Annotated in this window: 21 protein-coding genes and 2 tRNA genes; 14 read left to right on the top strand and 9 right to left on the bottom strand. The window is 53.4% G+C overall.

Features of this window, described 5'->3' with window-relative positions; genetic code table 11:
- Positions 1-6 precede the first annotated feature (6 nt).
- From E7Z62_01170 to E7Z62_01160, 3 genes are all read left to right on the top strand, one after another.
- Positions 7-1023: a hypothetical protein gene (locus E7Z62_01170; protein ID MBE6521731.1), complete on the top strand. Its 1017-nt coding sequence runs from the start codon at positions 7-9 to the stop codon at positions 1021-1023.
- Positions 1023-2561, top strand: coding sequence for a hypothetical protein (locus tag E7Z62_01165; GenBank protein ID MBE6521730.1), 1539 nt, complete (start codon positions 1023-1025; stop codon positions 2559-2561). Before E7Z62_01170 ends, E7Z62_01165 begins: the two co-directional genes overlap by 1 nt.
- A gap of 61 nt (positions 2562-2622) precedes the next feature.
- Positions 2623-2694, top strand: a tRNA-Thr gene (locus tag E7Z62_01160).
- Between the two features lie 81 nt (positions 2695-2775).
- Here E7Z62_01160 and E7Z62_01155 read toward each other — a convergent pair.
- The 4 genes from E7Z62_01155 to thiC all read right to left on the bottom strand — a co-directional run bounded on the left by E7Z62_01155 (position 2776) and on the right by thiC (position 6299).
- On the bottom strand, positions 2776-3447 hold the full coding sequence (locus E7Z62_01155; protein ID MBE6521729.1) for a transposase: 672 nt from the start codon (positions 3445-3447) through the stop codon (positions 2776-2778).
- 60 nt (positions 3448-3507) lie between these two features.
- Entirely contained in the window at positions 3508-4092 is a 585-nt protein-coding gene (locus E7Z62_01150; protein ID MBE6521728.1) for a hypothetical protein, read from the bottom strand.
- 144 nt (positions 4093-4236) lie between these two features.
- Positions 4237-4965, bottom strand: a complete 729-nt coding sequence (locus E7Z62_01145; protein ID MBE6521727.1) for a peptidase M15 — start codon at positions 4963-4965, stop codon at positions 4237-4239.
- Positions 4966-4988: 23 nt separating this feature from the next.
- Complete coding sequence (gene thiC, locus E7Z62_01140; protein ID MBE6521726.1) at positions 4989-6299, bottom strand: phosphomethylpyrimidine synthase ThiC; 1311 nt, start codon at positions 6297-6299, stop codon at positions 4989-4991.
- Positions 6300-6423: 124 nt separating this feature from the next.
- On the opposite strand from thiC, the gene gyrB reads away from it, so the two are divergent.
- The 5 genes from gyrB (at position 6424) to E7Z62_01115 (ending at position 11716) form a co-directional block, all read left to right on the top strand.
- The gene (gyrB, locus tag E7Z62_01135) at positions 6424-8331 is read left to right on the top strand and encodes a DNA topoisomerase (ATP-hydrolyzing) subunit B (GenBank protein ID MBE6521725.1); all 1908 of its coding nucleotides are present in this window, start codon (positions 6424-6426) and stop codon (positions 8329-8331) included.
- Between the two features lie 4 nt (positions 8332-8335).
- Positions 8336-10831 carry a DNA gyrase subunit A gene (gene gyrA / locus E7Z62_01130; GenBank protein MBE6521724.1) on the top strand — a complete coding sequence of 832 codons (2496 nt, stop codon included), beginning with the start codon at positions 8336-8338 and terminating at the stop codon, positions 10829-10831.
- Between the two features lie 75 nt (positions 10832-10906).
- Positions 10907-10982 (top strand) — tRNA-Phe (locus tag E7Z62_01125).
- Between the two features lie 33 nt (positions 10983-11015).
- Positions 11016-11291, top strand: coding sequence for a hypothetical protein (locus E7Z62_01120; protein MBE6521723.1), 276 nt, complete (start codon positions 11016-11018; stop codon positions 11289-11291).
- On the top strand, positions 11177-11716 hold the full coding sequence (locus E7Z62_01115) for a DUF531 domain-containing protein (protein MBE6521722.1): 540 nt from the start codon (positions 11177-11179) through the stop codon (positions 11714-11716). Before E7Z62_01120 ends, E7Z62_01115 begins: the two co-directional genes overlap by 115 nt.
- 17 nt (positions 11717-11733) lie before the next feature.
- Here the strand turns inward: E7Z62_01115 and E7Z62_01110 are convergent, their stop codons facing one another.
- Positions 11734-12072, bottom strand: a complete 339-nt coding sequence (locus E7Z62_01110) for a winged helix-turn-helix transcriptional regulator (protein MBE6521721.1) — start codon at positions 12070-12072, stop codon at positions 11734-11736.
- Between the two features lie 76 nt (positions 12073-12148).
- Between E7Z62_01110 and E7Z62_01105 the strand changes: the two genes are divergently transcribed.
- The 5 genes from E7Z62_01105 to E7Z62_01085 all read left to right on the top strand — a co-directional run bounded on the left by E7Z62_01105 (position 12149) and on the right by E7Z62_01085 (position 16577).
- Positions 12149-12535 carry a nuclear transport factor 2 family protein gene (locus tag E7Z62_01105; GenBank protein MBE6521720.1) on the top strand — a complete coding sequence of 129 codons (387 nt, stop codon included), beginning with the start codon at positions 12149-12151 and terminating at the stop codon, positions 12533-12535.
- Between the two features lies 1 nt (position 12536).
- Positions 12537-13103: a flavin oxidoreductase gene (locus E7Z62_01100; GenBank protein ID MBE6521719.1), complete on the top strand. Its 567-nt coding sequence runs from the start codon at positions 12537-12539 to the stop codon at positions 13101-13103.
- 138 nt (positions 13104-13241) lie between these two features.
- Positions 13242-14486, top strand: coding sequence for a hypothetical protein (locus E7Z62_01095; protein ID MBE6521718.1), 1245 nt, complete (start codon positions 13242-13244; stop codon positions 14484-14486).
- Positions 14487-14538: 52 nt separating this feature from the next.
- Complete coding sequence (locus E7Z62_01090) at positions 14539-15903, top strand: AAA family ATPase (protein MBE6521717.1); 1365 nt, start codon at positions 14539-14541, stop codon at positions 15901-15903.
- Positions 15900-16577: a hypothetical protein gene (locus tag E7Z62_01085; GenBank protein ID MBE6521716.1), complete on the top strand. Its 678-nt coding sequence runs from the start codon at positions 15900-15902 to the stop codon at positions 16575-16577. The genes E7Z62_01090 and E7Z62_01085 overlap by 4 nt, the downstream gene beginning before the upstream one ends.
- Before the next feature lie 30 nt (positions 16578-16607).
- Here E7Z62_01085 and E7Z62_01080 read toward each other — a convergent pair whose 3' ends face one another.
- The 3 genes from E7Z62_01080 to E7Z62_01070 form a co-directional block, all read right to left on the bottom strand.
- On the bottom strand, positions 16608-17861 hold the full coding sequence (locus E7Z62_01080) for an ATP-binding protein (protein MBE6521715.1): 1254 nt from the start codon (positions 17859-17861) through the stop codon (positions 16608-16610).
- A 185-nt stretch (positions 17862-18046) separates the two neighbouring features.
- Entirely contained in the window at positions 18047-19681 is a 1635-nt protein-coding gene (locus tag E7Z62_01075; protein MBE6521714.1) for a hypothetical protein, read from the bottom strand.
- Between the two features lie 103 nt (positions 19682-19784).
- Positions 19785-21368 (bottom strand): hypothetical protein, encoded by a 1584-nt coding sequence (locus E7Z62_01070; protein MBE6521713.1) that lies wholly within the window; start codon positions 21366-21368, stop codon positions 19785-19787.
- Positions 21369-21531: 163 nt separating this feature from the next.
- Between E7Z62_01070 and E7Z62_01065 the strand changes: the two genes are divergently transcribed.
- Complete coding sequence (locus E7Z62_01065) at positions 21532-22491, top strand: polyprenyl synthetase family protein (GenBank protein MBE6521712.1); 960 nt, start codon at positions 21532-21534, stop codon at positions 22489-22491.
- Here E7Z62_01065 and E7Z62_01060 read toward each other — a convergent pair whose 3' ends face one another.
- Positions 22492-23508 (bottom strand): phosphoribosylformylglycinamidine cyclo-ligase, encoded by a 1017-nt coding sequence (locus E7Z62_01060; protein ID MBE6521711.1) that lies wholly within the window; start codon positions 23506-23508, stop codon positions 22492-22494.
- Positions 23509-23513 lie beyond the last annotated feature (5 nt).

The following is a 23513-nucleotide window of genomic DNA, read 5'->3' as shown; positions in this document are numbered from 1 at the left end:
TGTCGCATGATCTATAACGGCATCCGCAACGGAATGAGGTTCGTCATCGACGGAATTATGGCGAACATCACAATCCTGATGGGTGTCGTGATGGTGATCTACGCCTCACTCGGACTGTATTGGGATTTCGAATTCGGCAACGATATGCTGGCCAGCGTAATCGTATACATATTCCCATTGGCCTTGGGATTAGCGATTATCCTGGATAGGCACCGCAGCATATTCTTCGCTGTGGGGATGTACGCCATTGCCTTGGGAATCGCCAGGTTCCTGAGCTACTGTCCGATGATATTCAGCAACAGCATGGTTGACGAGATCTCGGGACTCGCCCTCACGATCATGGCCGGCAATTTGGTCTATTCCGGATTCAGATACCTCCTGAGCAATTCCAGAGGAGTGTTCTGGGTGTGTGTCGGTTCGGGAATGTTCGCGGCGCTGCTGACCATTGAGCTCATAACATATGTAATGACGTCGGACAACCTCAACAACTTCCTGTTTGACGAGGGTGACAATGCGGTCACATTGGCCATGATTATTCTTTATCTGATCCTCGTCTCGTCACACCCTGTCCGCTACTCGACGGACATCGCCCGTATGGCCCGTGCGTTCGCCGGATTCAGGCTCACCAACGTCAGCGGTCCGGACATCTCGATAGACCCGGAGTCGGTCGCATTCATACTGCATTTCTGCGACGGTACCATGCCTGAATCCAAGATGACCGGTTTCAGGGAGGGTCCCGTCCAGTACGAGTACATATTCCCGTTCCACGACGGTATGAGATACGGGACCGCATTCCTCCGCAGGTGGTACGGGCCGGACGGGCCTGTGTACATGACGTTCTCGGAGCATAGGGACGGTTCCGTCATCGGATCTAACTCCATGCGCATCATAGACATCGCGGTGACTAAGGACCATCTGATCGTGGGCTTCGAAGGTCCGAAGACCGGTGTGTTCAGGATCAGGAGAATGGAAGAGGATAACGGCCCCCTGTTCTACAGGGACAGGTTCAGGAGGGTGGCCTGATGAACAACAAGAGCAAGAAGCTTTTGACGATCATACTCCTGATGCCGATCTTCGCCGTCGTCCTGTGGTATATGGATGCCGCTTTCACGGAAGAGCTCAGCGACATCGATGTGATCATCCCCATAATCGTGATGGCATTGGGATCGCTCATCAGCCTGCGCGCGATGAAGGACAGCGTAAGCGATGTCATGGCGGTGCAGACCTTGTTCTTCGGCCTGTACCTGCTCGCAAGAGGGATCTCGGACATCCTGTACGATCACAGCATGATCAGTCCGGGCCCCGGTTTCGTTCAGATCGTCATAGGGATCCCGCTGATATTCATGGGCCTTGCCCTTTGGCTGAAGATGGAGATAAGCATCGCAGGGATCAGGAACACCATACTCATATTCGTCCTCTTGGCGATATGCAAGGCAATCCTCTTCAACCACCAGCCGATGGATCTTCTGATCTCGGAGACCGGGGTCAGTCTGATGGTCGTATGCATGTCCGTATGCATCCTCATAATATCACAGGACAAGTCCATATCGACATACAGTTTCATTCAGGCCTCGGTACGCAGTCTGGAAGGGATGGAGATGAGGATGTCCAGTGTCGATGATGCGTACATCCTAAGCTCAGGAGCGGGAGAGCTCAGGCAGATGCTGGATTCAGGCTCTACGGAACCGGTGCGCCTGAGGCTTTACAGCAACAAACACGGCGAGAGGCAGATAGCATTCAAGAGGGGGGACAAAGGCGTGAGGATGGAGATCTTCACCGCTAAGCAATCGATGTCCAACCCGTACTATCAGATAACGGTGCAGGATATAGTCATCATGCAGGATCACCTGTCCGTTTATGCGGCGGACGGAAATTGGTTCAGGATATTGGTGTACGATAGCAAACTGCCCAATTACGACAACGCGCTCATCCTGGGCCACGAGGTGGACCTCAGGAAGTATGCGAACTCCTTCAGTCGCATGTGGCTTCTCAGGAAGAACAGGCATAAGAAGGAGGAGGCGGAGCAGATGTCCCTTCCGGCCGCCAATTACTATCCGGTACAGAACGGCATGCCGCCACAGGGACAGGAGATGAGGAACCCGGACGGCAGCGTGTACAGGGGAATGCTCGACGAGAGGGGACTGTTCACGGGTCCCGGGGTGTACTTCTATCCCAACGGGGACCGCTTTGAAGGCGTCCATGTAGGAGGAGTGAGGAACGGTCCCGGATGCTACTACTGGGCCGACGGCTCGTGGACCAGGGGCAATTACAACAACGGCGTCCGCGGAGGGCCTACTACCATGTTCACGGCACGCGACGGGTTCTTGTACGAAGGAATCGTCGAGAACGACAGATTCGTCGGGAACATCAGGATAAGCCGCGAAGGAAGGCCGGTCTACGAGGGAGGATGCGATGACACCCGTCCATGCGGTAACGGTATCCTGTACGTCGACGGAGGGCGCATAATCGGTCAGTGGAATCCAGACGGCACATGTGTCGGTACGTTCCACGGTCAGGACGGAAGCGCGATGCCCACCGATCCCGGCATGAGATACATCTGATGCACGTCTGAACGGTCCATCCGCGTCCTATTTATAGAGTAATAATATCACTAGTCTTGACGCCGCTGTGGCTTAGTGGTATAGCATCTGATTCGTAACCAGAAGGTCGAGGGTTCAAATCCCTTCAGCGGCTCTCCTTTTATTCTATCAGCCACTGTGAGATTTGTTGTTTTAGCACTCATTGCTTTTTCCTTGTCCTTCTTGAGTTTACCAGTTACACTGCTATGAGTAAACTGGAATACTCATGCCCCTGCCAAGATGACGGGGCTATTTTCTCTTCTGACGCGAGAGAGGGGTTGTCGGTCAACCCAAGGCGGAGTATATTGATAGATGCGTTCAGATCGCGGTCCATTATTAAGCCGCATTGAGAGCATTTGTGCATACGAGCACTCAGTTCCTTATGTACAATTGCCCCACACCTTGAACACATTTGTGACGTATTTCTCGGATTGACTAAGACTATCTGGCGGCCAGCTTCTATTGCTTTGCAGCAGATTCTTTGTCTCAATCTACCCAGAGAACTGTCAATGTAAGAGATGGTCATAGAAGGGGATTTGGAGATCGATCTCAATCTATTTACTGAAAGGTCTTCCATGACAATTTTGGTATGCTTCCTTACTATCTCAAGAGATGTCTTCTCCTGATAGTCTTTCCTCTTATTGATTATTCTCTTGTATTTATGGTTCAGACGACTTTTCTTCATATTGTAATTCTTTGTGTTTGGTAACGTGTTGGACAATTTCATCTGATTTTCGCGGAACTCGTTCAGCATCATTGTGTATTCACGTATGTTGTTGTACACGGTGCCGTCTGAAAGGGTTGCAACATTTGTGATTCCTACATCGATTCCTACAGGTTTTGGAAATGTATACATGTTGAAAACCATGGTTTCGAGTTCTAATTCAGATTCACAATCATCTGCAAAATGTCTGCATGTTATGTTTTCCTATTCGAATTGTATGGTTGTGTAGTATTCATAATGAGTTCCGAGATTTCTTCTGGTAATGATTACTGCCTTTGGTTTTCCAGGTATGGGTGTGGATTGGTTGTAGCATCTGAGGAGCCCTTTCATTTTTCCGAGGGATAGTGATCTGCGATGTTTTCCTTTGTCATCGATTGAATTGACCACTTTGAAAGTATTATTGGAAATGTATCCGAAAGTGTTGGAACGGTTGAGTTTCTTGTATCTAGGAGACCTTAGAACGAGGGCACCCGCGATATTTCCGCTCTTTCTTTTTCTGGAGATTTGCTTTATCTCTGGATTGCATGACTTAAATGCATCAAGAACACGTTTGGCTGTCTGATTCATAGTGTTTTGATAGATGCCGTGCATCCAATGATTGTTTTGCCAGATTTGGGTGCATACTTTGTTAAGTTCATTATGGGAAGGCAGGTTTCCATGATATGAAAAGTACAACTTAGTAGCTGTGATCAAGGCATTGTATACGTAGTGATGTACTTTGATGCTTTCATCCAGGAACTTTCTTTGTTCTGCTTTGGGTTCCACTCTCATGGTGATCGATCTGTACATCTACTTTATCTCCCGACATACTAACCTTGATTTTTGTATATAAGTCTCTGAAAGGGGTCACCGAAAATACCCGAAAGTGGAGATTGGACTGAAATCAGTCCTGCGTTACATGTACTCCCTTTATTGCAGGATATAATCAGGTTGTCATAACGAATCGCTGTTTATGGGGAACTTGAAATAGGTGTCTGGGAAGGGCTCATCTTCCAATGTGAAATGCCACCATTCTGTCTCCAGGGGCTTGAACCCGTGATTAATCATGGCTTCCCTCAGCAGCATGCGGTTGGCGAACTGTTCTTCGGTGATGTACGGATAATCGGGATGGCTGAGCTCCCCGAAATAGTCGAAGGTACCGCCCATATCGACCTCTTTCTCAGTTCTCATATCGAATAGCGTGAGGTCCACAGTACTGCCCCTGGTGTGTCCGGACCTCTCCATGATGTACATCTGGGGGAACAGATCCGCCTTCTCCAGTTCCGGATAGAAGTACTCCTTCATTCTCACGTCATCCACGTCCTTTGCCCACCTCACGAAATGGTCCACGGCCATCTGGGGGCGGTACGCGTCGTAGATCTTGAGGCGGTATCCTTTCTCCTTCAGCTCATCGCTGACCTCGCGGAGGGCCTTGGCGGCCTCCTTCGTGAGGAATGCTGTCGGTTCCTCGTAACCGTCAATCCTGTCCCCCACAAAGTTGTATGTCGAATAGTAACGTATCTCGAGGATGGCATCGGGGACGGCATCCGTCAGCAGTACGAAATCTGACGAATCCATGGCAGGATCCTTCCTGTCATCAGCGAATGTGTTGAAGCAAAGGATGCAGACTATGGCGATGGCTGCTACGGCAATCGCTGCGTACAGGAGCTTTGGATTATCCATGCAATGCCTCCGACGGTACGGGGTCAGCAGTCTTCCTTGGGGTCGTCCTTCTTGTCGGGCTTGTCCTCGTTCATGTAGATGTTGACGATCTTGATTGCGCAGACGTCTCCGCACATGGAGCATCCTTCGCTCTCCTCGGTGCAGCCTCTCTTCCTGTACCTGCGGGCCTTCTCCTCGTCTATGCAGGTGTCGAACATCGTTGCCCAGTCGAGCTTCTTCCTGGCGTGGGCCATGCGTGTGTCCCTTTCCCTTCCGATGCCTCTGGAGAGGTCTCCAACGTGCGCTGCGATCTTGGACGCGATGACCCCTTCCCTCACATCATCGATATCGGGCAGGGAGAGGTGCTCCGCGGGTGTGACGTAGCAGAGGAAGTCCGCACCGTTCTGTGCCGCTACGGCACCGCCTATCGCTCCGACTATGTGGTCGTATCCGGGGGCTATGTCCGTGACCAAGGGTCCGAGGACGTAGAAGGGGGCGTTGTCGCACATCTGCTTCTCAAGCTTCATGTTCATGGGGATCTGGTCCAAGGGGACGTGTCCAGGTCCTTCGACCATGCTCTGAACCCCTGCCTCGCGTGCTCTCTTCACCAAATGACCCAGTGTCATCAATTCCGATATCTGTGCCTGGTCGCTCGCGTCGTCTATGCATCCGGGCCTGAAGCCGTCCCCGAGGGACAGCGTGAACTCGTATTTCCTCGCCATCTCCAAGAGATAGTCGAAGTTCTTGTAGAGCGGATTCTCCTGCTCGTTGTGGAGGATCCATGCCGTGAGGAACGATCCGCCCCTTGAGACGACATCGGTGATCCTGTCGCTCTTCTTCAGCCACTGCACGGTCTCCTTAGTGATTCCGCAGTGGACGGTCATGAAGTCCATTCCGTCCTTGGCGTGCTTCTCTATGCCGTTGAAGATATCGTCCTCGGTCATCTCCACGATGGCGTTCTTTCTAGCCGCCAGGACACCCGTCTCATATATGGGTACAGAACCCATCATCACTGGGCATTCCTTCAGCAATCTGGCTCTTATGGCGTCTATGTCCCCTCCGGTACTGAGGTCCATGACCGCATCCGCACCGTATTCGAGGGCCACCTTGAGCTTCTGCGATTCCGCTTCGATGTCCACCATGTCGCGGGATGTCCCGAGGTTCACGTTGATCTTTATCGACATCCCCTCCCCTATCGCTCCGGGGACCGGGTCGTGAATGGGGTTGCAGGGCACGCATATCCTTCCGGAGGCTATTCCGTTCCTTACGAACTCCTCGCTTACCTTCTCCTTCTTCGCTATCTCTCTGATGAGCGGTGTGACGCCCCTGCGGGCTTCTTCCATTATGGTGGCCATCTTGATCGTCCAGGAATCTCATTCGGTCGTATATCAAAGTTGGTGGCTATTGTTGCGCATATGCGCGCACGCGCATCGCGTGCGTTATATTATATATGTAAGTAGGCTACGGATAAGTATGACCATGGATGGGAACATACAGAAGGCCGAAGAGGAGTACAACGCAGACAGTATCGTCGCGTTGAAGGGACTCGAGGCCGTCAGGAAGAGACCCGGAATGTACATCGGGTCCACAGATACGCGCGGACTTCACCACTGCGTCTACGAGGTCGTTGACAATGGTATCGACGAGGTCATGGCAGGCTTCGCTACCAAGGTCGAGGTGACTATCAACGAGGACGGCTCCATAACCGTAGTGGACGACGGAAGGGGAATCCCCACGGAGATCAACCAGGAGGAGGGCAAGTCTGGACTCGAGATGTGTCTTACCGACCTCCACGCAGGAGGAAAGTTCAACCAGAACTCCTACAAGGTTTCCGGAGGACTCCACGGAGTGGGAGTATCCGTCGTGAACGCACTGTCGAAGAAGCTCATCGCCACCGTTGACCGTATGGGTAAGAGGTGGAGACAGTCCTATCAGATAGGGATACCCGACGGACCCGTCGAGGAGATAGGTCCATCGGACAGGCACGGAACGACTATCCAGTTCTGGCCCGACGACGAGATGTTCGAGACGGTGGAGTTCGATTATTCAACATTACAGAACAGGTTCAGGAACCAGGCTTTCCTCAACAGCGAGGCCACCATCACATTCGAGGACAAGCGCACGGGCAAGCAGGAGACCTTCCACTACGAAGGCGGTGTCTCCGAGTTCGTGCAGTACCTCAACAGGTCCAAGACACCTCTGCACCCCCAACCCATCCGTATCTCCGGTGAGAGGAACGGCGTAAGCATCGACATCGCCATGCAGTGGACCGACGGATACAACGAGGAGATCGACTCGTTCGTCAACACCATCTACACCCCCGAGGGAGGAACGCATCTCACGGGATTCAGGACCGCCCTCACCAAGACGGCCAACGACTACGGCAAGCAGAACAACCTGCTGAAGGACCTCACCCTCGAGGGATCCGATATCCGTGAGGGACTGACGGCCATCGTCAGCATCAAGATGTCCGAGCCCCAGTTCGAGGGTCAGACCAAGGCCAAGCTGGGAAGCAGCGTCGCACAGGGTGCTGTGAGCGCCCTGATGAACGAGAAGCTCGCCGAATACATGCTCGAGAACCCCGCCACGGCCCAGCTGATCATCAAGAAGGCCGTGCAGGCCTACGAGGGAAGGGAGGCCGCCAGGAAGGCCAGGGATGCCACCCGCAGGAAGGGTGTGCTCGAGACCACCAGCCTCCCCGGAAAGCTCGCCGACTGCTCCGAGAAGGACCCGTCGCTCTGCGAGCTGTACATCGTCGAGGGAGACTCCGCAGGAGGATCCGCCAAGCAGGGAAGGGACCGTGCGTTCCAGGCCATCATGCCCATCAGGGGAAAGATCCTGAACGTCGAGAAGGCCCGTCCCGACAAGCTCCTCGACCACGAGGAGATCAAGAACCTCGCCATCGCCATCGGCGGAGGTATCGGAAAGGAGTTCGACATATCCAAGATCAGGTATCACAACATCGTCATCATGACCGATGCCGATGTGGACGGAGCGCACATCTGTACGCTCCTTCTGACCTTGTTCTACAGGCAGATGAGGCCTCTGATCGAGAACGGGCACGTGTACATCGCCATGCCCCCTCTCTACAGGGTCTACAAGGGAAAGAAGCAGATCTACTGCTACACCGAGGAGGAGATGGCCAAGGCCGTCGCCGAGATCGGACAGGGATGCAACGTATCGAGGTACAAGGGTCTGGGAGAGATGAACCCCCAGCAGCTGTGGGAGACCACCATGGACCCCGCCAACAGGATGATGAAGAAGGTGTACATCGAGGACGGGATGCTCGCAGACCAGCTGTTCTCCGTGCTGATGGGCGACGATGTGGAGCCCAGAAGGGAGTTCATCATCGAGCATGCACACGAAGTGATCAACCTGGATGTGTGATACCATGGATGAGGAACAGCCTACCAAGAGGATAATCAACCAGACAGTCGAGCAGGAGATGCAGCGCTCCTACATCGACTACTCCATGAGCGTCATAGTCGGACGTGCCCTTCCGGACGTCCGCGACGGACTGAAACCGGTCCACAGGAAGATCCTGTACGCCATGGACCAGCTCAGTCTAACATACAACAGACCACACAAGAAGTCCGCCACAGTGGTCGGAGAGGTCCTGGGAAAGTACCATCCCCACGGAGATTCCGCGGCATACGAAGCGATGGTCAGATTGGCCCAGCCTTTCTCCCTCAGGTATCCCCTGGTGGACGGACAGGGTAACTTCGGTTCGGTCGACGGTGACTCCGCGGCGGCCATGCGTTACACAGAGGCCAGGATGTCCAAGATGGCCAGCGACCTGCTGCTCGATCTGGACAAAGAGACCGTGGACATGGTGGACAACTACGACGGTTCCCTGAAGGAGCCTTCGGTACTGCCTTCCAAGTTCCCCAACCTGCTGGTGAACGGATCGGACGGTATCGCGGTCGGAATGGCCACCAAGATGCCCCCGCACAACCTCACCGAGGTGTGCAACGCCATCTCCTATACCATCGACAATCCCGAGGCATCCGTCGACGACCTGATGCAGTACGTCAAGGGTCCCGACTTCCCAACGGGAGGAACCATCTACGGCCTGTCGGGAATTAGGTCGGCATACGAGACCGGAAAGGGAAAGCTCAGGGTAAGGTCCAAGGTCCACTTCGAGGACATGGACAACGGTAAGACCAGGATCATCGTGGACGAGATCCCCTATCAGGTCAACAAGGCCATGCTGATCATGCAGATCGCCGACCGCGTAAAGGACAAGGAGATCGAGGGCATCACCGACCTGAGGGACGAGTCCGACAGGCACGGAATGCGCATAGTCATCGAGCTCCACAAGGACGCCATCCCCAACGTTGTGCTGGAGAACCTGTGGAGGAAGACCAACATGGAGATCACCTACGGTGTCATCAACATCGCCCTGGTGGACAACAAGCCCTCCCTCCTCGGTCTGAAGGAGCTCATCGTGCAGTACATCAAGCACAGGAAGAGCGTCGTCACACGCAGGACGCAGTTCGAACTGGACCAGGCGGCGAAGAGGTTCCACATCCTCGAGGGTCTGATGAAGGCCATCAACATGCTGGACGAGACCATCGCACTGATCCGCGAATCGGCCGATGGAGAGGCAGCGAACCTAGGTCTGCAGAACCTTCTGGGCATCGATTCGGAGCAGGCGAAGGCAATCCTGGACATGAGGCTCCAGAAGCTGACCGGACTCGAATTGGATTCCATCAAGAAGGAGTACGACGAGCTCATCGTCCTGATGAACGACCTGAAGGACATCCTCGCCCATGAGCAGAGGGTCCTGAACATCATCAAGGACGAGCTCAAGCAGATGTCCGATACCTACGGCGACGAGCGCCGCACGGAGATCGATCCCAACGAGATCGATGCCGACGAGGAGGACCTGATTCCCAACGAGAAGGTCGTCGTCACCGTTTCCAATGACAACTACATCAAGAGGATCCCCCTGAACACCTACAAGCAGCAGTCCCGCGGAGGAGTGGGGCTCACGGCCATGCAGACCAAGGAGGAGGACCACGTGGCGGCGATGTTCGTCATGATGTCGCACGACTACATCCTCTTCATCACCAACAAGGGACGCATGCAGTGGCTGAAGGGATACAGGATCCCCGAGGGAAGCAGGCAGGCCAAGGGCAAGCCGCTGGTCAACCTGATACCCGACCTGGAGGAAGGGGAGAAGATCATCAACTCCATCACCACCCACGACTTCCCCGACGACAGATACCTGGTGTTCTGCACCAGGAACGGTCTGTTCAAGAAGACCGTCATGTCCGCCTACGGAAACGTCAGGGCAAAGGGAATCAAGGCCATCAAGCTGGACGAGGGCGACGAGCTCATCGCCATGGGAATCACCGACGGAAGCGACCAGATCATAATCGCATCCGCCGACGGACAGGCCGTCAGGTTCGACGAGACCGACGCCCGCCCGCTGGGAAGGGACACCATGGGAGTCAAGGGAATGACCCTCTCCGACGGCGACAAGGTCGTATCCATGGCTGTTGTCAAGCCCGGCGACAGGCTGCTGACCGTGTCCGAGAACGGATACGGTAAGATCTCCGATGTCGACGACTACCGCAAGACCAAGCGCGGAGGAAAGGGTGTTATCACCATCAAGACCGACGAGCGCAACGGAAAGGTCGTCAGCGTCAGGAAGGTCGTCACCGGCGACGAGCTGATGCTCCAATCCAAGAGCGGAAAGATCATCCGCATGCAGGCGGACAGCATCCGTGAGACCGGACGCAACGCAAAGGGCGTCAGGGTCATGGACATGCGCGACGGTGACAAGATCATCGCCGTGGAGCCGCTGATGGCCGAGGACAGCGTCCCCGATGAGGAGCAGAGCGACTCCCCAGAGGTATCAGGGGAGAATCAGGCGCAGTGAGTATCCAGGGGGTGATGAACCCCCGTTTACCCACTAAAAAGGCTTATAAACAGGATGTTCATAGGGGGAAATTGCGCCGTGGTAACTCAGTTGGGAGAGTGCGAGACTGAAGATCTCGAAGTCGCTGGTTCGAGCCCGGCTCACGGCACCATCTCTTCTACCAATCATTCATGAAGGCAACTTTATGGACGAACCCGACCGTATCTTCATCGATTTCCACAAGGAGAAGCTCACCATGATGGAGGTCATGACGAAGGTCGCGGAGCTCCAGAGGCAGTACCCCGAATACGAGATATTCATGGACGGCGACAGCTACGCCATAGTCGGAAGGAGGAGGAAGGAGCGATGGGAAGGGGAAGGATCACGATCGGATTGTACAACTCCTACGACCAGAACTTCAGGGAGCCGCACAGGCGCATCATCGCCCGTGCAGGCGATCTCGCAATGGCATTCGAGATGAATCTGGCACTGTTCGGTTTCCCGATCCCGGAGGAGTGCCGCACGCCGGTGGAGGTGGCCAATTGGATAGCAGGGACCACCAGCATCGGCCATCACGGGGATTACTTCGTGGACCTCGCCGAGAAGGGCCGCTTCCAGCAGTTCCCCTATCCTTCCAAGGGTTTCCCTCCGCAGCTCGGGGAGCCGATACTCACCACATGCAGGGCGGAGCCGGACAAGAAGGTGTCCGTTGGGCAGCTCACGGATATGGTGGAGAACGGTCAGAGCATCCTTTTGGTCTTCGGGATCGGCCCCCACGGGGTACCGAAGAATGTCATGAAGATCCCGAAGTACAATCTGGACATAACGACGGGCGGATTCTCGCTGGAGACCTGCGCCGCTTTGGGATCGGTATGCGGCGCGCTTTATGCGAAGCTCAACTATTGATCCCGGCGATCAGACGGTCAAAGCTGTTCCGGGCGGTGCCTGTCCCCCCATTCGCACATCCCGTCCAGGAGGGGAATCAGTGATTTTCCGGTCTCTGTCAGGGAATATTCGACCTTCGGGGGTATCTGAGGATACATCTCCCTGTGCACCAGACCGTCCTGCTCCAGTTCCTTGAGCGCCGAACTGAGTGTCTTATCGGATACTCCTGCGATGTACCTCTTCATCTCGTTGAATCTGACGGAACCGAATTCCATCAGCGTGTAAAGTATTGTCATCTTGTACTTCCCGTTGATCAGGGAGAGGGTGTAGCTGAAACCCGTTCTGCACAGTTCTTCGTCCGCGATACATCTTACCATAGCACTTTCTCCAAGGTTAGTATATTGATTAACTGTAAGTACTTGACTTAACTATGGCTAACTCATCACTCTCTATATGAGGTCTTCTATAGCAGAATATAAGGCAGTCGAAGAAGCGGCGATGAATTTCGTGAAGAGCGTGGCGCAGGGGGACAGCACCCATGCCCGCAAGCTATTCACCGACGATGCCGTCCTCTTCGGTTTCCTGGATGGGAAACTCGAGCACGGTTCCATCGAACAGTTCTATCACAACGTCGACACCGTTTCGGGCGGGGATTCATTCAAGGCAAGAATCGATGTGATCGATTTGGAGGAGTCACTTGCGGTCGTGCGTGTGCTGGAAGAGGGCTGGGGAGGGAGGATCGACTTCACCGATTATCTCCTCCTTCTCAAGATGGACGGCGAATGGAAATGCGTCGCCAAGGCTTACAATCAGAACTCCAACACCATAAAGAGGGATTGAGATGAAGAAGGATCTGGGATCCGTACCGGCAGTCTGTCCGATGCCCGTACTCATAATATCGGCATACGACGACAAGGGAAACATCAACCTGATGAATGCAGCTTGGGGCATGATATGTCAAATGGACAAGATCGCCCTGTTCATCGACGAGGATCACAAGACCACTCAGAACATACTTTCTGCCAAATCCTTCACAGTGGGATTGGCCGACAGGAAGACAATGGTCCCTGCGGATTATGTGGGGATCGTGTCCGGGAACAAGGTTCCCGATAAGTTCGCGCATTCTGGACTTCATGCAGTGAGGAGCAGCCATGTGAACGCTCCGCTGATCGAGGAGTTCCCAATCTCCCTGGAATGCGATCTCGCAGAAGTGGTGAAGACGGAGAACATGTACGCAGTCGTAGGAAAGATCGTCAACGTCTGTGCCGACGAGGAGATTGTCGCGGAGAACGGCAAGATAGACATATCGAAGACAGATCTCATCATGTTCGACCAATTCAATTGGAACTACAACCTTCTCGGGGAGAAGGTCGGAAAGGCCGGACAGATTGGAAAAGAACTCAAATGAAATGCAGGGCGCACGGGTCTTCCCGTGCGCCTTGACCCTCCCCGCATCGGCAGCCGTCCTTCCAATTTTTCTATGGCGGATAGAATTGCTCTCCGTATGGTTTTTAGTCCTCGTAAAGGGATTCAGTGACCGATCCGCATGACAGGCAACAGGGCAGTGGCTGAGGAGATAGTGGCGAACTGCCGCACCGATCTTTGCATGGACCTCAGGTTCATCACGCGTCCGGTCCTGGCCTTGGAGACGGTCATCCTCGACGGCGACGGTCCGTACCATTACGACAGTTCCCATCTGTATTTCCACATCGACAGGGTTCTCAGGGATTTCTCCAAGGATCCGAACATCATATCGAGGGTCATAGCCCACATGGTCATGCACATGGTCCTCGGGCATTACGACAAGAACGAGAATAGGTTCCGCGACATTGCTGAGGATATGATAGTGGAGTACTCCCTCGATATGCTGGGCACGCCCCATGTCGCACTACCTCAGGCGGACGACCGCATATTCGTGTTCGAGAGGATGCTGAAGAAGACCGGCGCACCGACCGTGGACCTCCTTGCGGAGGAGCTCTCCAAGGTTTCCGAATGGCAGATCAACACCTACCCTCCCCTGTTCTGCATAGACAGCCACGAATCCAGGGACGGCAAGGAGCATCCCGAATGGCAGGAGATGTCCGCCCAGATGATGGTCGAGATCGAGGGTTTCTCCAAGAACCTCTCGGGGAAGACCGATGCCCTCATGCGCGTCCTGCGCATCAGGAACAGGAAGCAGACCGATTACCGCGCATTCCTGAGGAAGTTCCTGACAACCAGGGAGAGGGTCAAGCTGGATGTCAATGAGTTCGATCCGGCGTATTACAGCTACGGCATCCAGCTCTACGGGAACATCCCGCTGATCGATGCGGTGGAGCAATCCAATTCGCCGATGATAGAGGATTTCGTCATCGCCATAGACACCTCCGGTTCCACCATGAGGGGCCCTGTGGTCAGCTTCATCGAGGACGTCTACGACATAATGGAGCAGTGCGAGATTTCCAGGAGGACCAACCTTCATATAGTCCAGTGCGACGACAACGTCCGTTCGGACGATGTAATAAGGAGCCGTGCGGATATGAGGAGGCTCATCGACAACATGGAGATCAAGGGCGGGAAGGGTACCGACTTCAGGCCCGTGTTCGATTATGTCAACTATCTCTTGGACGAAGGGGAGTTCAACAACCTCAGGGGACTGATCTATTTCACCGACGGTATCGGGACCTACCCCACCAAGAAGCCCGACTATCCCGTGGCCTTCCTTTTCTGCGACGATAAGTATCTGGATTTCGAGACCCCCATGTGGGCCATGAAGGTCTGTATCGGCACCCATGATTTGGCTGAGAGGTGACATTCTTTCTCTCGTTCTTTTTATTGTACTAATGTGATTGCTTGGCTTGCCTATGATGAACATTCAGGATGCCAAGGACCATATCAAGGACGCCATTGAGGCGTACATGTCGAAGGACGACGCTGGGAACTACCTGATCCCCCGTGCTAGACAGAGGCCCATAATGGTACTGGGAGCGCCGGGATTGGGAAAGACGGCAATAATGTCGCAGATAGCTGCCGAGCTCGGTCTCGGATACGTGTCGTACACCATCACCCACCATACCCGTCAGTCCGCGATTGGTCTGCCGATGATCGAGAAGGAGACCTACGGAGGCTATGAGTGCACCGTGACTAGGTACACCATGAGCGAGATCATCACATCCGTGTACGACGTCATATACAACGAGGGGAAGAAGGAAGGCATACTGTTCATCGACGAGATCAACTGTGTCTCGGAGACGCTAGCCCCTGCGATGCTGGACCTCCTGCAGAACAAGAAGTTCGGCCCGCACCTGATCCCGGACGGATGGGTGCTGGTGGCGGCAGGGAACCCTCCCGAGTTCAACGATTCCGCCAGGGAGTTCGACGTTGCGACCCTGGACAGGATAAGGATCATCGAGGTGGAACCCGATACGGACGTCTGGCTGAGATACGCGATGAGCAACGGGGTCAACGATTCCATCATCTACTATCTGAAGGTCAAACCGCAGAACCTGCTGAAGATAGAGCGTACCGTTGACGGCATACAGTTCGTCACCCCACGTGCATGGGAGGACCTGTCCGTGGTGCTCAACGAATTCGAGGGCAAGGGCGTCTGGGCATGTATTGATGTCATAACGCAGTACATCAGGGACCCGGAGATAGCGGCGGAGTTCAACAAGTACAGGGAGTTCTACAGGAAGTACCGCGAGGATTACAATTCGGATGCGATCCTGGCCGGTTCCTTCGAGGCCGGTCCCAACACCATGAGCGCGGAAGGGAGGCTGGCCGTCATCTCTATCCTCATCGGAAGGCTGAATGCAGAGGCAGGGAACGCGATGTCTCTGGAGTATGCCATCGACCATCTTGACAGGGAGAAAGGAATGACCATCAACGAGGTCAGGAAGAAACTCAAGACCAACCTGACGGCGGAGGAGAGGGCCGGGCTGCAGTTCACCCTCAGATGCATGAACGATCTGAAGACCCTGGAGGAGCTCACGACCCAACTGGGCGAGGCCAAGGATAAGTTCGACACTCATGTCAGGAATGCGATGGAATTCGCAAAATCCACGTTCGGTACCGGTCCGGAGACCGTCTCGCTGCTCACCGGACTCATCTCATGCTACAATGTGGTAATGTTCTCCAAGCCGGGAGGAACGCTCTATGCGTACAACGACGAACTGCTCAGCGAAGGCAGGAACAGGAAGATCAAATCCATGATGGAGGGATTGCAATGAGCGCTGCCAGAGTGGAGACCGTCCTGACGGACGGAGGACTGGAGATCACGCGGCTGATCACCAGCGATTTGAATATAGTAGTGCCCGCAGTGGTGAACGGTGTGGAAGTGGTTTCTCTCGGACCGCAGTTCCTTAGGGACTGCCACGGGTCCAGCGGACGTACATTGGTCATCCCGGCCAGCATCACCAGGGCATCTTCGGAGGCCCTCGTATCGCTTTCGGGACTCAGGATGATAAACTATCTCGGCAGTTTCGAGGCATTCAACAGTTTCGGATGGAGCATCAGCACGGACTGTCAGGTCACATGCGGTGACGGGTTCTCATTCAACTTCCTGGCGGGCTATTCGATCTGTTTCCCGGATTTCGACAACGAGATCCTCACCACTCGTCAGAGGATGTCAGAGGAGATCGCCATGTCCAGGCTGTCGAACCCCATCTTGCTGACAGATGACAACCGTGAGATGTACATCCAGTACATGAGGTCCCGTATCATCCCCATGGCGGAGCATGCGATCATGGAGAACGATATCGTCGTTCTGCATTCTGCCGTGGATTCCAATCTGATCCCGGACAAGGATATGATCAGTCTTCTGGATTATTCGGTCAGGTCCGGGAAGACTTCCTGCACGTCGATCCTCATGTCCGTGATGAATGCGAAGGCCGTCAAGCAGTGAGGATCTGTTTTCTCGCTCGGATATTGCATCTCACGGGCCCAGACAGCCGAGGGGAACTACCCAAACCCCATCTTCCCTTCTGTATGCTGTTCCTGATCCGGTCAGTACCATCATGAACTTTGGTTTCTTGGACCTGGGATCCATGCAGTCGACCAATCTCAGCAGGTTAGAAGCACCCTCTTCGATGTATTCTTCAGAACCTAATTTGATTTCTATAGCAGCCCAATCGCCATTCCTCAGGGTGATAACTGCATCCACTTCTAGTCCTGATGAATCTCTGTAGTGCTTCACCTTGCCTTTGAGTCTCTCCGCGTAGACTCTTAGGTCGCGAACACAAAGGTTTTCGAACAGGAATCCGAATAGGTTAAGATCGCCTATCAGGCCTTCGGGACCTATGTCTAATGCGGCACAGGCTATGGAGGGATCGATAAAATAGCGCGTATTGGAGGTCCGAATGGCCGTCTTAGATCTGATGTTCGGATTCCACGCCTCTGATTCCTCGATGACGTACAACCCCTTTAGCGCTTTGACATACGATGCGATGGTATCCTCATCCAGTGACATCGTATCGTTCTCTATCATATCGGATTTGATCGTTGAGTTGTTGGCTTGAGTCGAACAGTTTCTGGCATAGGATCTTAGAAGAAGTCTGACCCTTTCAGGATCCCTCCTTACATCATCATTGGACATATCTGTATTCACTATACCGTCCAGATAGTCCACCGCTTGTTCCAAGGCCACATTACGTTCTTGACCGATGGCTTTCGGCCATCCTCCTCTTGCTGTGTAAAACGCGTAATCGGATAGTTTCTTATCGCAACGAGAGAAAGCGCCTCCTCCGTTGAAAAGGTCCTCTAATGATACCGATCCATCACTCTCTCCAGACTCGTAAAGCGTCATCGGTCTCATGGTCAAGGATGTTATGCGCCCAGTTCCTGTGTGTTTTTCAGAGTCATCGATGTCTTTGGGCTTCTTTGATCCTGTTAGAATGAATTGACCGAATGCATCGCGTATATCGACCTCAGTTCTGATCTGATTCCATATGAACGGTATGACCTGCCATTCGTCGATGAGAAGGGGCGTATCACCTTTCAGGAAATCAGAGGGGCTCAGTTTTGCAAGAGCTATGTTCTGCTGCCTGGTCTCCTCGTCCTGCATGCGGATTATTGTTTTGGCAAATTGTTTTGATGTTGTGGATTTTCCGCACCATTTAGGACCCTTGACCCAGACAGCACCCTTGCTCTTAAGTTTGAATTGTAGAGTCTCGTCGACGATTCTAGGCATGTATTTGAAGCTCAATCTATCATGAACACAATCCGTTCGGTAGTTTATTAAGATTCTGTTCGGTAGTTTGTAGATAATCCGTTCGGTAGTTTGTGACGAAATTGTTCGGTAGTTTGTAGAATTAGAACCTCTAAACTAGAAGTCAAAAGGCCCGCAGTCATTGAACTGCGGGCTTTGAATGTGTATCAGACGATCTCTATCGTGGTGGAAACGTTGGGGTAGTACTTCGCATCGAGGAAGTAATCCTCCACCTTGCCGGGGATGTCCCCGAGGTCGTAACCTGTGGCGGTGGTCTCTCCGAAGATGAATCCGTCGGGGTTCTTCTTGTAGTCGGTGGATTCCTTTATGATCACGCCTGCGCATGCGTGCTGAGGCATCAGCACGAGGGCGACTCTGGTATCGAAACCGAGGATCTCCCTGCTCTGATGCGCGATGGCGGCGAACAGTATCGAGGTGTCCTCGCAGTCCCCTCCCTTATCGAAGAGCGTTTCCAATGGGAACTTCCAGTATTCAATGTAGCCGGTGTATTCCTCATCGGCCTGGTATTCGATCTCCTGCGTGAACCTCAGTACGTAATCGAGGTATCCGTACTCGTCGACCTCGCTGTAGCTCATCTTGTACAGTTCGATAAGCTTGGAGACCAATCCATCCATGTACGGGGCCATGATTTTGTCGGTGTAGCTGTAGGTGACGAAGGTCCTGTCACGGACGTGGTCCGGTCTGTCGGAGCTCCTCTGCTGAGGTGTGTAGAGGTCCTTGGCGTAGGTGATATCGGAGTAATCGATCTTCATGGTTATCTGATAGTAGGAGCCGCCGTACGTCCACTCGAATAGACGTGTGACGGTTCCGTCCACATAGACGTTGTAAACCTTCTTGGGAACGTCCGATTCATAAGCGTAGATCGTGTAGGAACCCCCTTCGAAATCATATGTGCCGTCGGACATCTCGGTCGTGCCCATATCGTTGTTCTCTATGAGGAACCTGTCTGCTTGGACACCAAACGTGTCCTTGAGGTCAATCATCACTCCCGGCTCCAGCTCCCTATCCCATCCGAGCCCGTTGAGGGCCAGGATCTCGGTGTCGCGGGTAATTGTGATCTCCAGGGTCGGATCCTTTCCAAGCAGTTTGTTGTTGCGGTCGTACCATCCGCCGAATCCCTTGTCCTTGTCATATTCGGCCGTGAGCTTCACCTTGCTTCCGATGGCGTAGGTCCCCTCGTTGCCGCTGACCTTCACGCCCTCTCCCTCTGCTACAACAAGTTTGCAGTCGGTCTCGATGTCCTCGTGGCCGTTGCTTATGTAGGTGTAGGTCGTGGACGATATGAACGATCCCGACTGCTCGGCCGAACCGACCTCGCGGACTATCTTGTAGGGTATCCAATCGTCAGCTATCCAGTATGTCCAGGTATCTCCCAGTTTGACGAGATCCTTGTAGATGGTGCATTCTTTTTCGCCAGCGGCGGTGGATATGGTCTCGGTCCCGCCCTTCTTCATGGAGCCCTTCTCTTGCATCCAGGAGAATCCTATTATTGGGATTTGGGCCGTCTTACCCATCTCAGTGTATGTGCGGGTGGTCATCCCTGCATTCATGATCTGATAGCTCTTGTCCGATTTGCTGTGGAATGTGTATAGCATCGTTACCTGGCCCGTTTCTGTGTAGGATTCCATACCAGCATCTTTCTCACCGGACAGATCGTACTTTACCCAGTTGCCCTGAATGTCGGGCGAGCTTTCTTGGTTCATGACTATGAAGGCACCGGCTGCAATGCATGCGATGGCCGCGACGGCTATTACCGCTATTATCTTGGGATTGAGTGACATCTGAATCTTGATGGGAATCGTTCTGAATCAATAAATAGGATGATGGGAAAAACCGGAAGAGAATCGTCTGGGGAGGGGTTTCCCTCCCCGGTTAATGGTTTGTTCAGGGTTTCCTGAATTTGACGAAGTAGACCACGATACCGATCACGACTATAGCCGCGATGATCCCGACGACTATCCAGATGGTGTTGTCTGACATGTCGCCGCTGGATCCGCCGTAGAACTTGACCTCTTTCGAATCAGGGTCCTGGGCGACGTAGTATCCGTCGGTTGTCTTGAAGAATGCCGCAGGGTCCTTGTCGGGATTGGAAGCCTGATAGCCCTTGGTGAACACCCTGTCCTTCTTCTCCAGATCGATTCCGATCTCGGTGCCGTCCTTGAAGGTTCCGCATTCGATCGTGTTCTTGCCTTCGATGTAGACATTTGCGACTCCAAGGAATCCTTTCGTATCGCTGCCCTTCTCGTTCTCCATTATGTACATGGAGCCCTGCATTTTGACATTGGCATCGTCTCCGATCAGGATTCCTCCGATCCCATCCTCGGACTTGTTCTTGCTGATTTTACAATCCTCGAGCAGGAGATTGGCGTCGCCGGTCACATATATCGCTCCACCCGATTCATCCGTGAAGTTTTCACTTATTTCGGCTCCCCTTATCTCGACATCTCCTCCGTAGATACGGATCGCACCTCCGTTGACGCTGGCAGTGTTTTTGATGAAAAGGCATCCAGTATCCCCGTTGGGACCGATGAACACCTTACTCTCTTTGATGAAGACTCCTCCGCCGTCAATCCAATCATCACCCATATGGACATTGTTGTATCTGATAGTGCATCCTTTGATGTTGACCGTTTCCGCGTTGTCGATGCAGAGGGCCCCTCCGCATCCATAGCTGCTGTTCCTGAAGAACGTACATCCTATGATGTCAACCTGACCAGTATTTTCGAGACATATCGCTCCGCCGTCATCGCTGCTGAAGTTATCTTGGAATTCACAGTTAGTGATGGTCATGGTAGTTCCGTCTTCGGCGTTGATTGCACCCCCTTTTTCTCTGGCGGTACCCTCAATAAATTTCACATTCTCAAGGACTATATTCGAAGAGTCCAAAGCTCTGATGAAGCCCCCGTCGTCCTCCGCAACGCAATTGGAAATCTCTCCGTTCTTCATCACCAGAGTGGATGACTCTTTGATGAAAATGCAGCCTCCTTCATCGGAAGCATAGGAGTTCTTGAAGTTCACATTCTCAAGGGTGACGGAACTTCCTCCCTTGATATACAGTCCGGCTCCGTTATCATAACACCCTCCGTTCAGGGTTCCGTTTATGATCCTTACAACTGCGCCGTCTTCGAACTTGATCTGACCGGTCTCTTCATGTCCGCGGCCGCCGATCCATCTTTTGAGGACGTGGTTGAACATATCAATGGTCAGGTTCTTCACGCCCCCGATCGTTATGTCGTCATCATTATCCAGTTCTATGTCCTGGCCGAACATGATGACCTCGTCATTCTCGAGATGTTTCAATTCCTCTTTTAATTCACCCCAGTTGTTCACTGTCACGTTCTTGCTGACGGCATCGGACTGCTCCTCGGGGAGCAATGCGAGCGCTGAGAACGCCATGGCGGCGATAATCACTACCGCCAGGAACTTCGTACGGAATGAATGATATTCGTTTGAACGTTCGAAATCCATGTTATCGTGGTTGTATTTAATCTAATCAATTTAAATGCGCCACAGTATGACTCGTAGTTTTCGTCACTATGGCGGCGGCTGGGGTCGCATATGGTCTTAAAATGGGATTCGGTCAACTCTACTTCGCTATTTTCTTTATACTACTAAGGTATCGACGGCAAATATGGCAGCGGATGCTAGCGGATGGCAGGACATCATCTCGGAGGATCTGAAAGAGGTCTCCAGGATAATGCATGAGGTCACCCGCGACAGCAACAAGGAGGTCCAGGATGTTCTCGATTATGCATTGGACTCTCCGGGGAAGATGATTCGTCCGTCCATGATCATCCTCATATGCTATGCATGCGGGACCAAGGCGGACGAGAACACCCTGAAATACGCCGCTGCAGCGGAGCTCACCCATATGGCCACGCTCATCCACGATGACATCAACGATGAGAGCGAAAGCCGCCGCGGCAAGCCCGCGACCTACAGGCAGTTCGGAGTGAAGAAGGCGCTCACCACCGGCGATATGATGCTGGTGAAGGCCATGTCCCTCTTCGATTCCAACCCCAAGCTCCTTCAGAGCATCATCGATATGGGTTCATCCCTTGCCGACAGCGAGTTCCTGCAGTACAACCACAAGTTCGATCTCGATATCATCGAGCAGGAGTACTATCAAGTCATCTCCGGTAAGACGGCAGCGTTCCTTTCCGAATGTGCTAGAACAGGAGGAATCGCAGCAAAGGCATCCGATGAGGTCATCGAGGAGGTGGCCCGTTTCGGACAGCTCTACGGAATGGCATTCCAGATAGCCGATGACCTGATCGACCTTCTAGGAACCGAGAAGGTCTCCGGTAAGACGGCGATGAGGGACCTCAGCGAAGGGATCATTACTCTGCCGACAATTCTCGCTATGAGGGATGTGAAGCTAGGTAACAAGATCCGCGGAATGATCAAGAAGGGCGCACCCCTTGAGGATGTCCGCGAGCTGATCGTCCAGACTGAGGCAGTCTCCGACTGCAAGCTCATCATCAAGGATTATGTCGACGAGGCCGTGGACTGCCTCAGCATTCTTCCGGACAGCCCCTACAGGCAGTCCCTCATTGACCTTACGAAGCTGAACCTCACTAGGCTCAGCTGATCAGTAGTGGTCGTACAGTATGTTCCCGGGTTCCAGCAGGACACCGTTCCCTTTCTGGACGCGTCCGACTATCTCTGCGTTGGAGTACTTCTTGGCGATCTGCTCAGCATCGTCGGCGGGGGCGATGATGGTGAATCCCATGCTCATGTTGAGCGTCTGATAGATCTCCTTGTCCTCCACCTCTCCGAGCTCCTGGAGCTTCTGGAAGATGGGTGCGGGTTTGACGGGGTCGCTGATGACGTACTGGAGTCCCTTCTTCATGCGGAGGATGTTCCTGAGGCCTCCTCCGGTGATGTCCACCAGTCCGTGGACGTTAAAATTCGATGTGATCTCGAGGACCTGCTTCACGTAGATCTCAGTGGGAGTGAGGAGCTCCTCACCCATCGACTTGGAGAGGCCGGATACCTTGTCGTTCCATCTGATGTTGTTGGCCTCGACGATCTTCCTGGCGAGGGTCAGTCCGTTCGAGTGGATACCTGAGGACTTCAGAGCGATAATGAGGTCCCCTTCCTCGCAGGTCTCCCCGGTTATGATCCTGTCCTTGGCGACGTATCCGAGACAGGTTCCTGAGAGGTCCACGCCGTTCACGATCTCGGGGAGGACGGCTATCTCCCCACCGACGATCTCCATGTTGGAGAGTTCCGCACCTTTTTGGAGTCCGATACCGATCTCCTTGGTGATCTCCTCGTTGGGCTTGTCGATAGCGATGTAATCTACGAAGGATGTGGGCTCGGCGTTCACGCAGATGGTGTCGTTGACGTTCATCGCGATGCAGTCGATTCCAACGGTGTCCCATTTGTTCAGGGCTTCCGCGATCATGAGCTTGGTACCGACTCCGTCGGTGGCGAGTGTGATGTATTTGTCGCCGAAGTCGATCAGACTTGCGAAGAGTCCCGGAAGGCGGACGTTCTGTCCTATGCCGTCCCTCTTATACTCCAGCTTGTCGACCAATGCCTTGATCGCGTTCGATTTCTGATCGATGCTAACGCCCGATTTCTCGTAGGTCCAACCGCTCATGTGAT

It is taken from the genome of Thermoplasmata archaeon (assembly GCA_015063285.1).
Classification (GTDB): domain Archaea; phylum Thermoplasmatota; class Thermoplasmata; order Methanomassiliicoccales; family Methanomethylophilaceae; genus Methanoprimaticola.
Note: the sequence above shows the minus strand (reverse complement) of the source record. Positions and strands in the feature narration are given on the sequence as shown.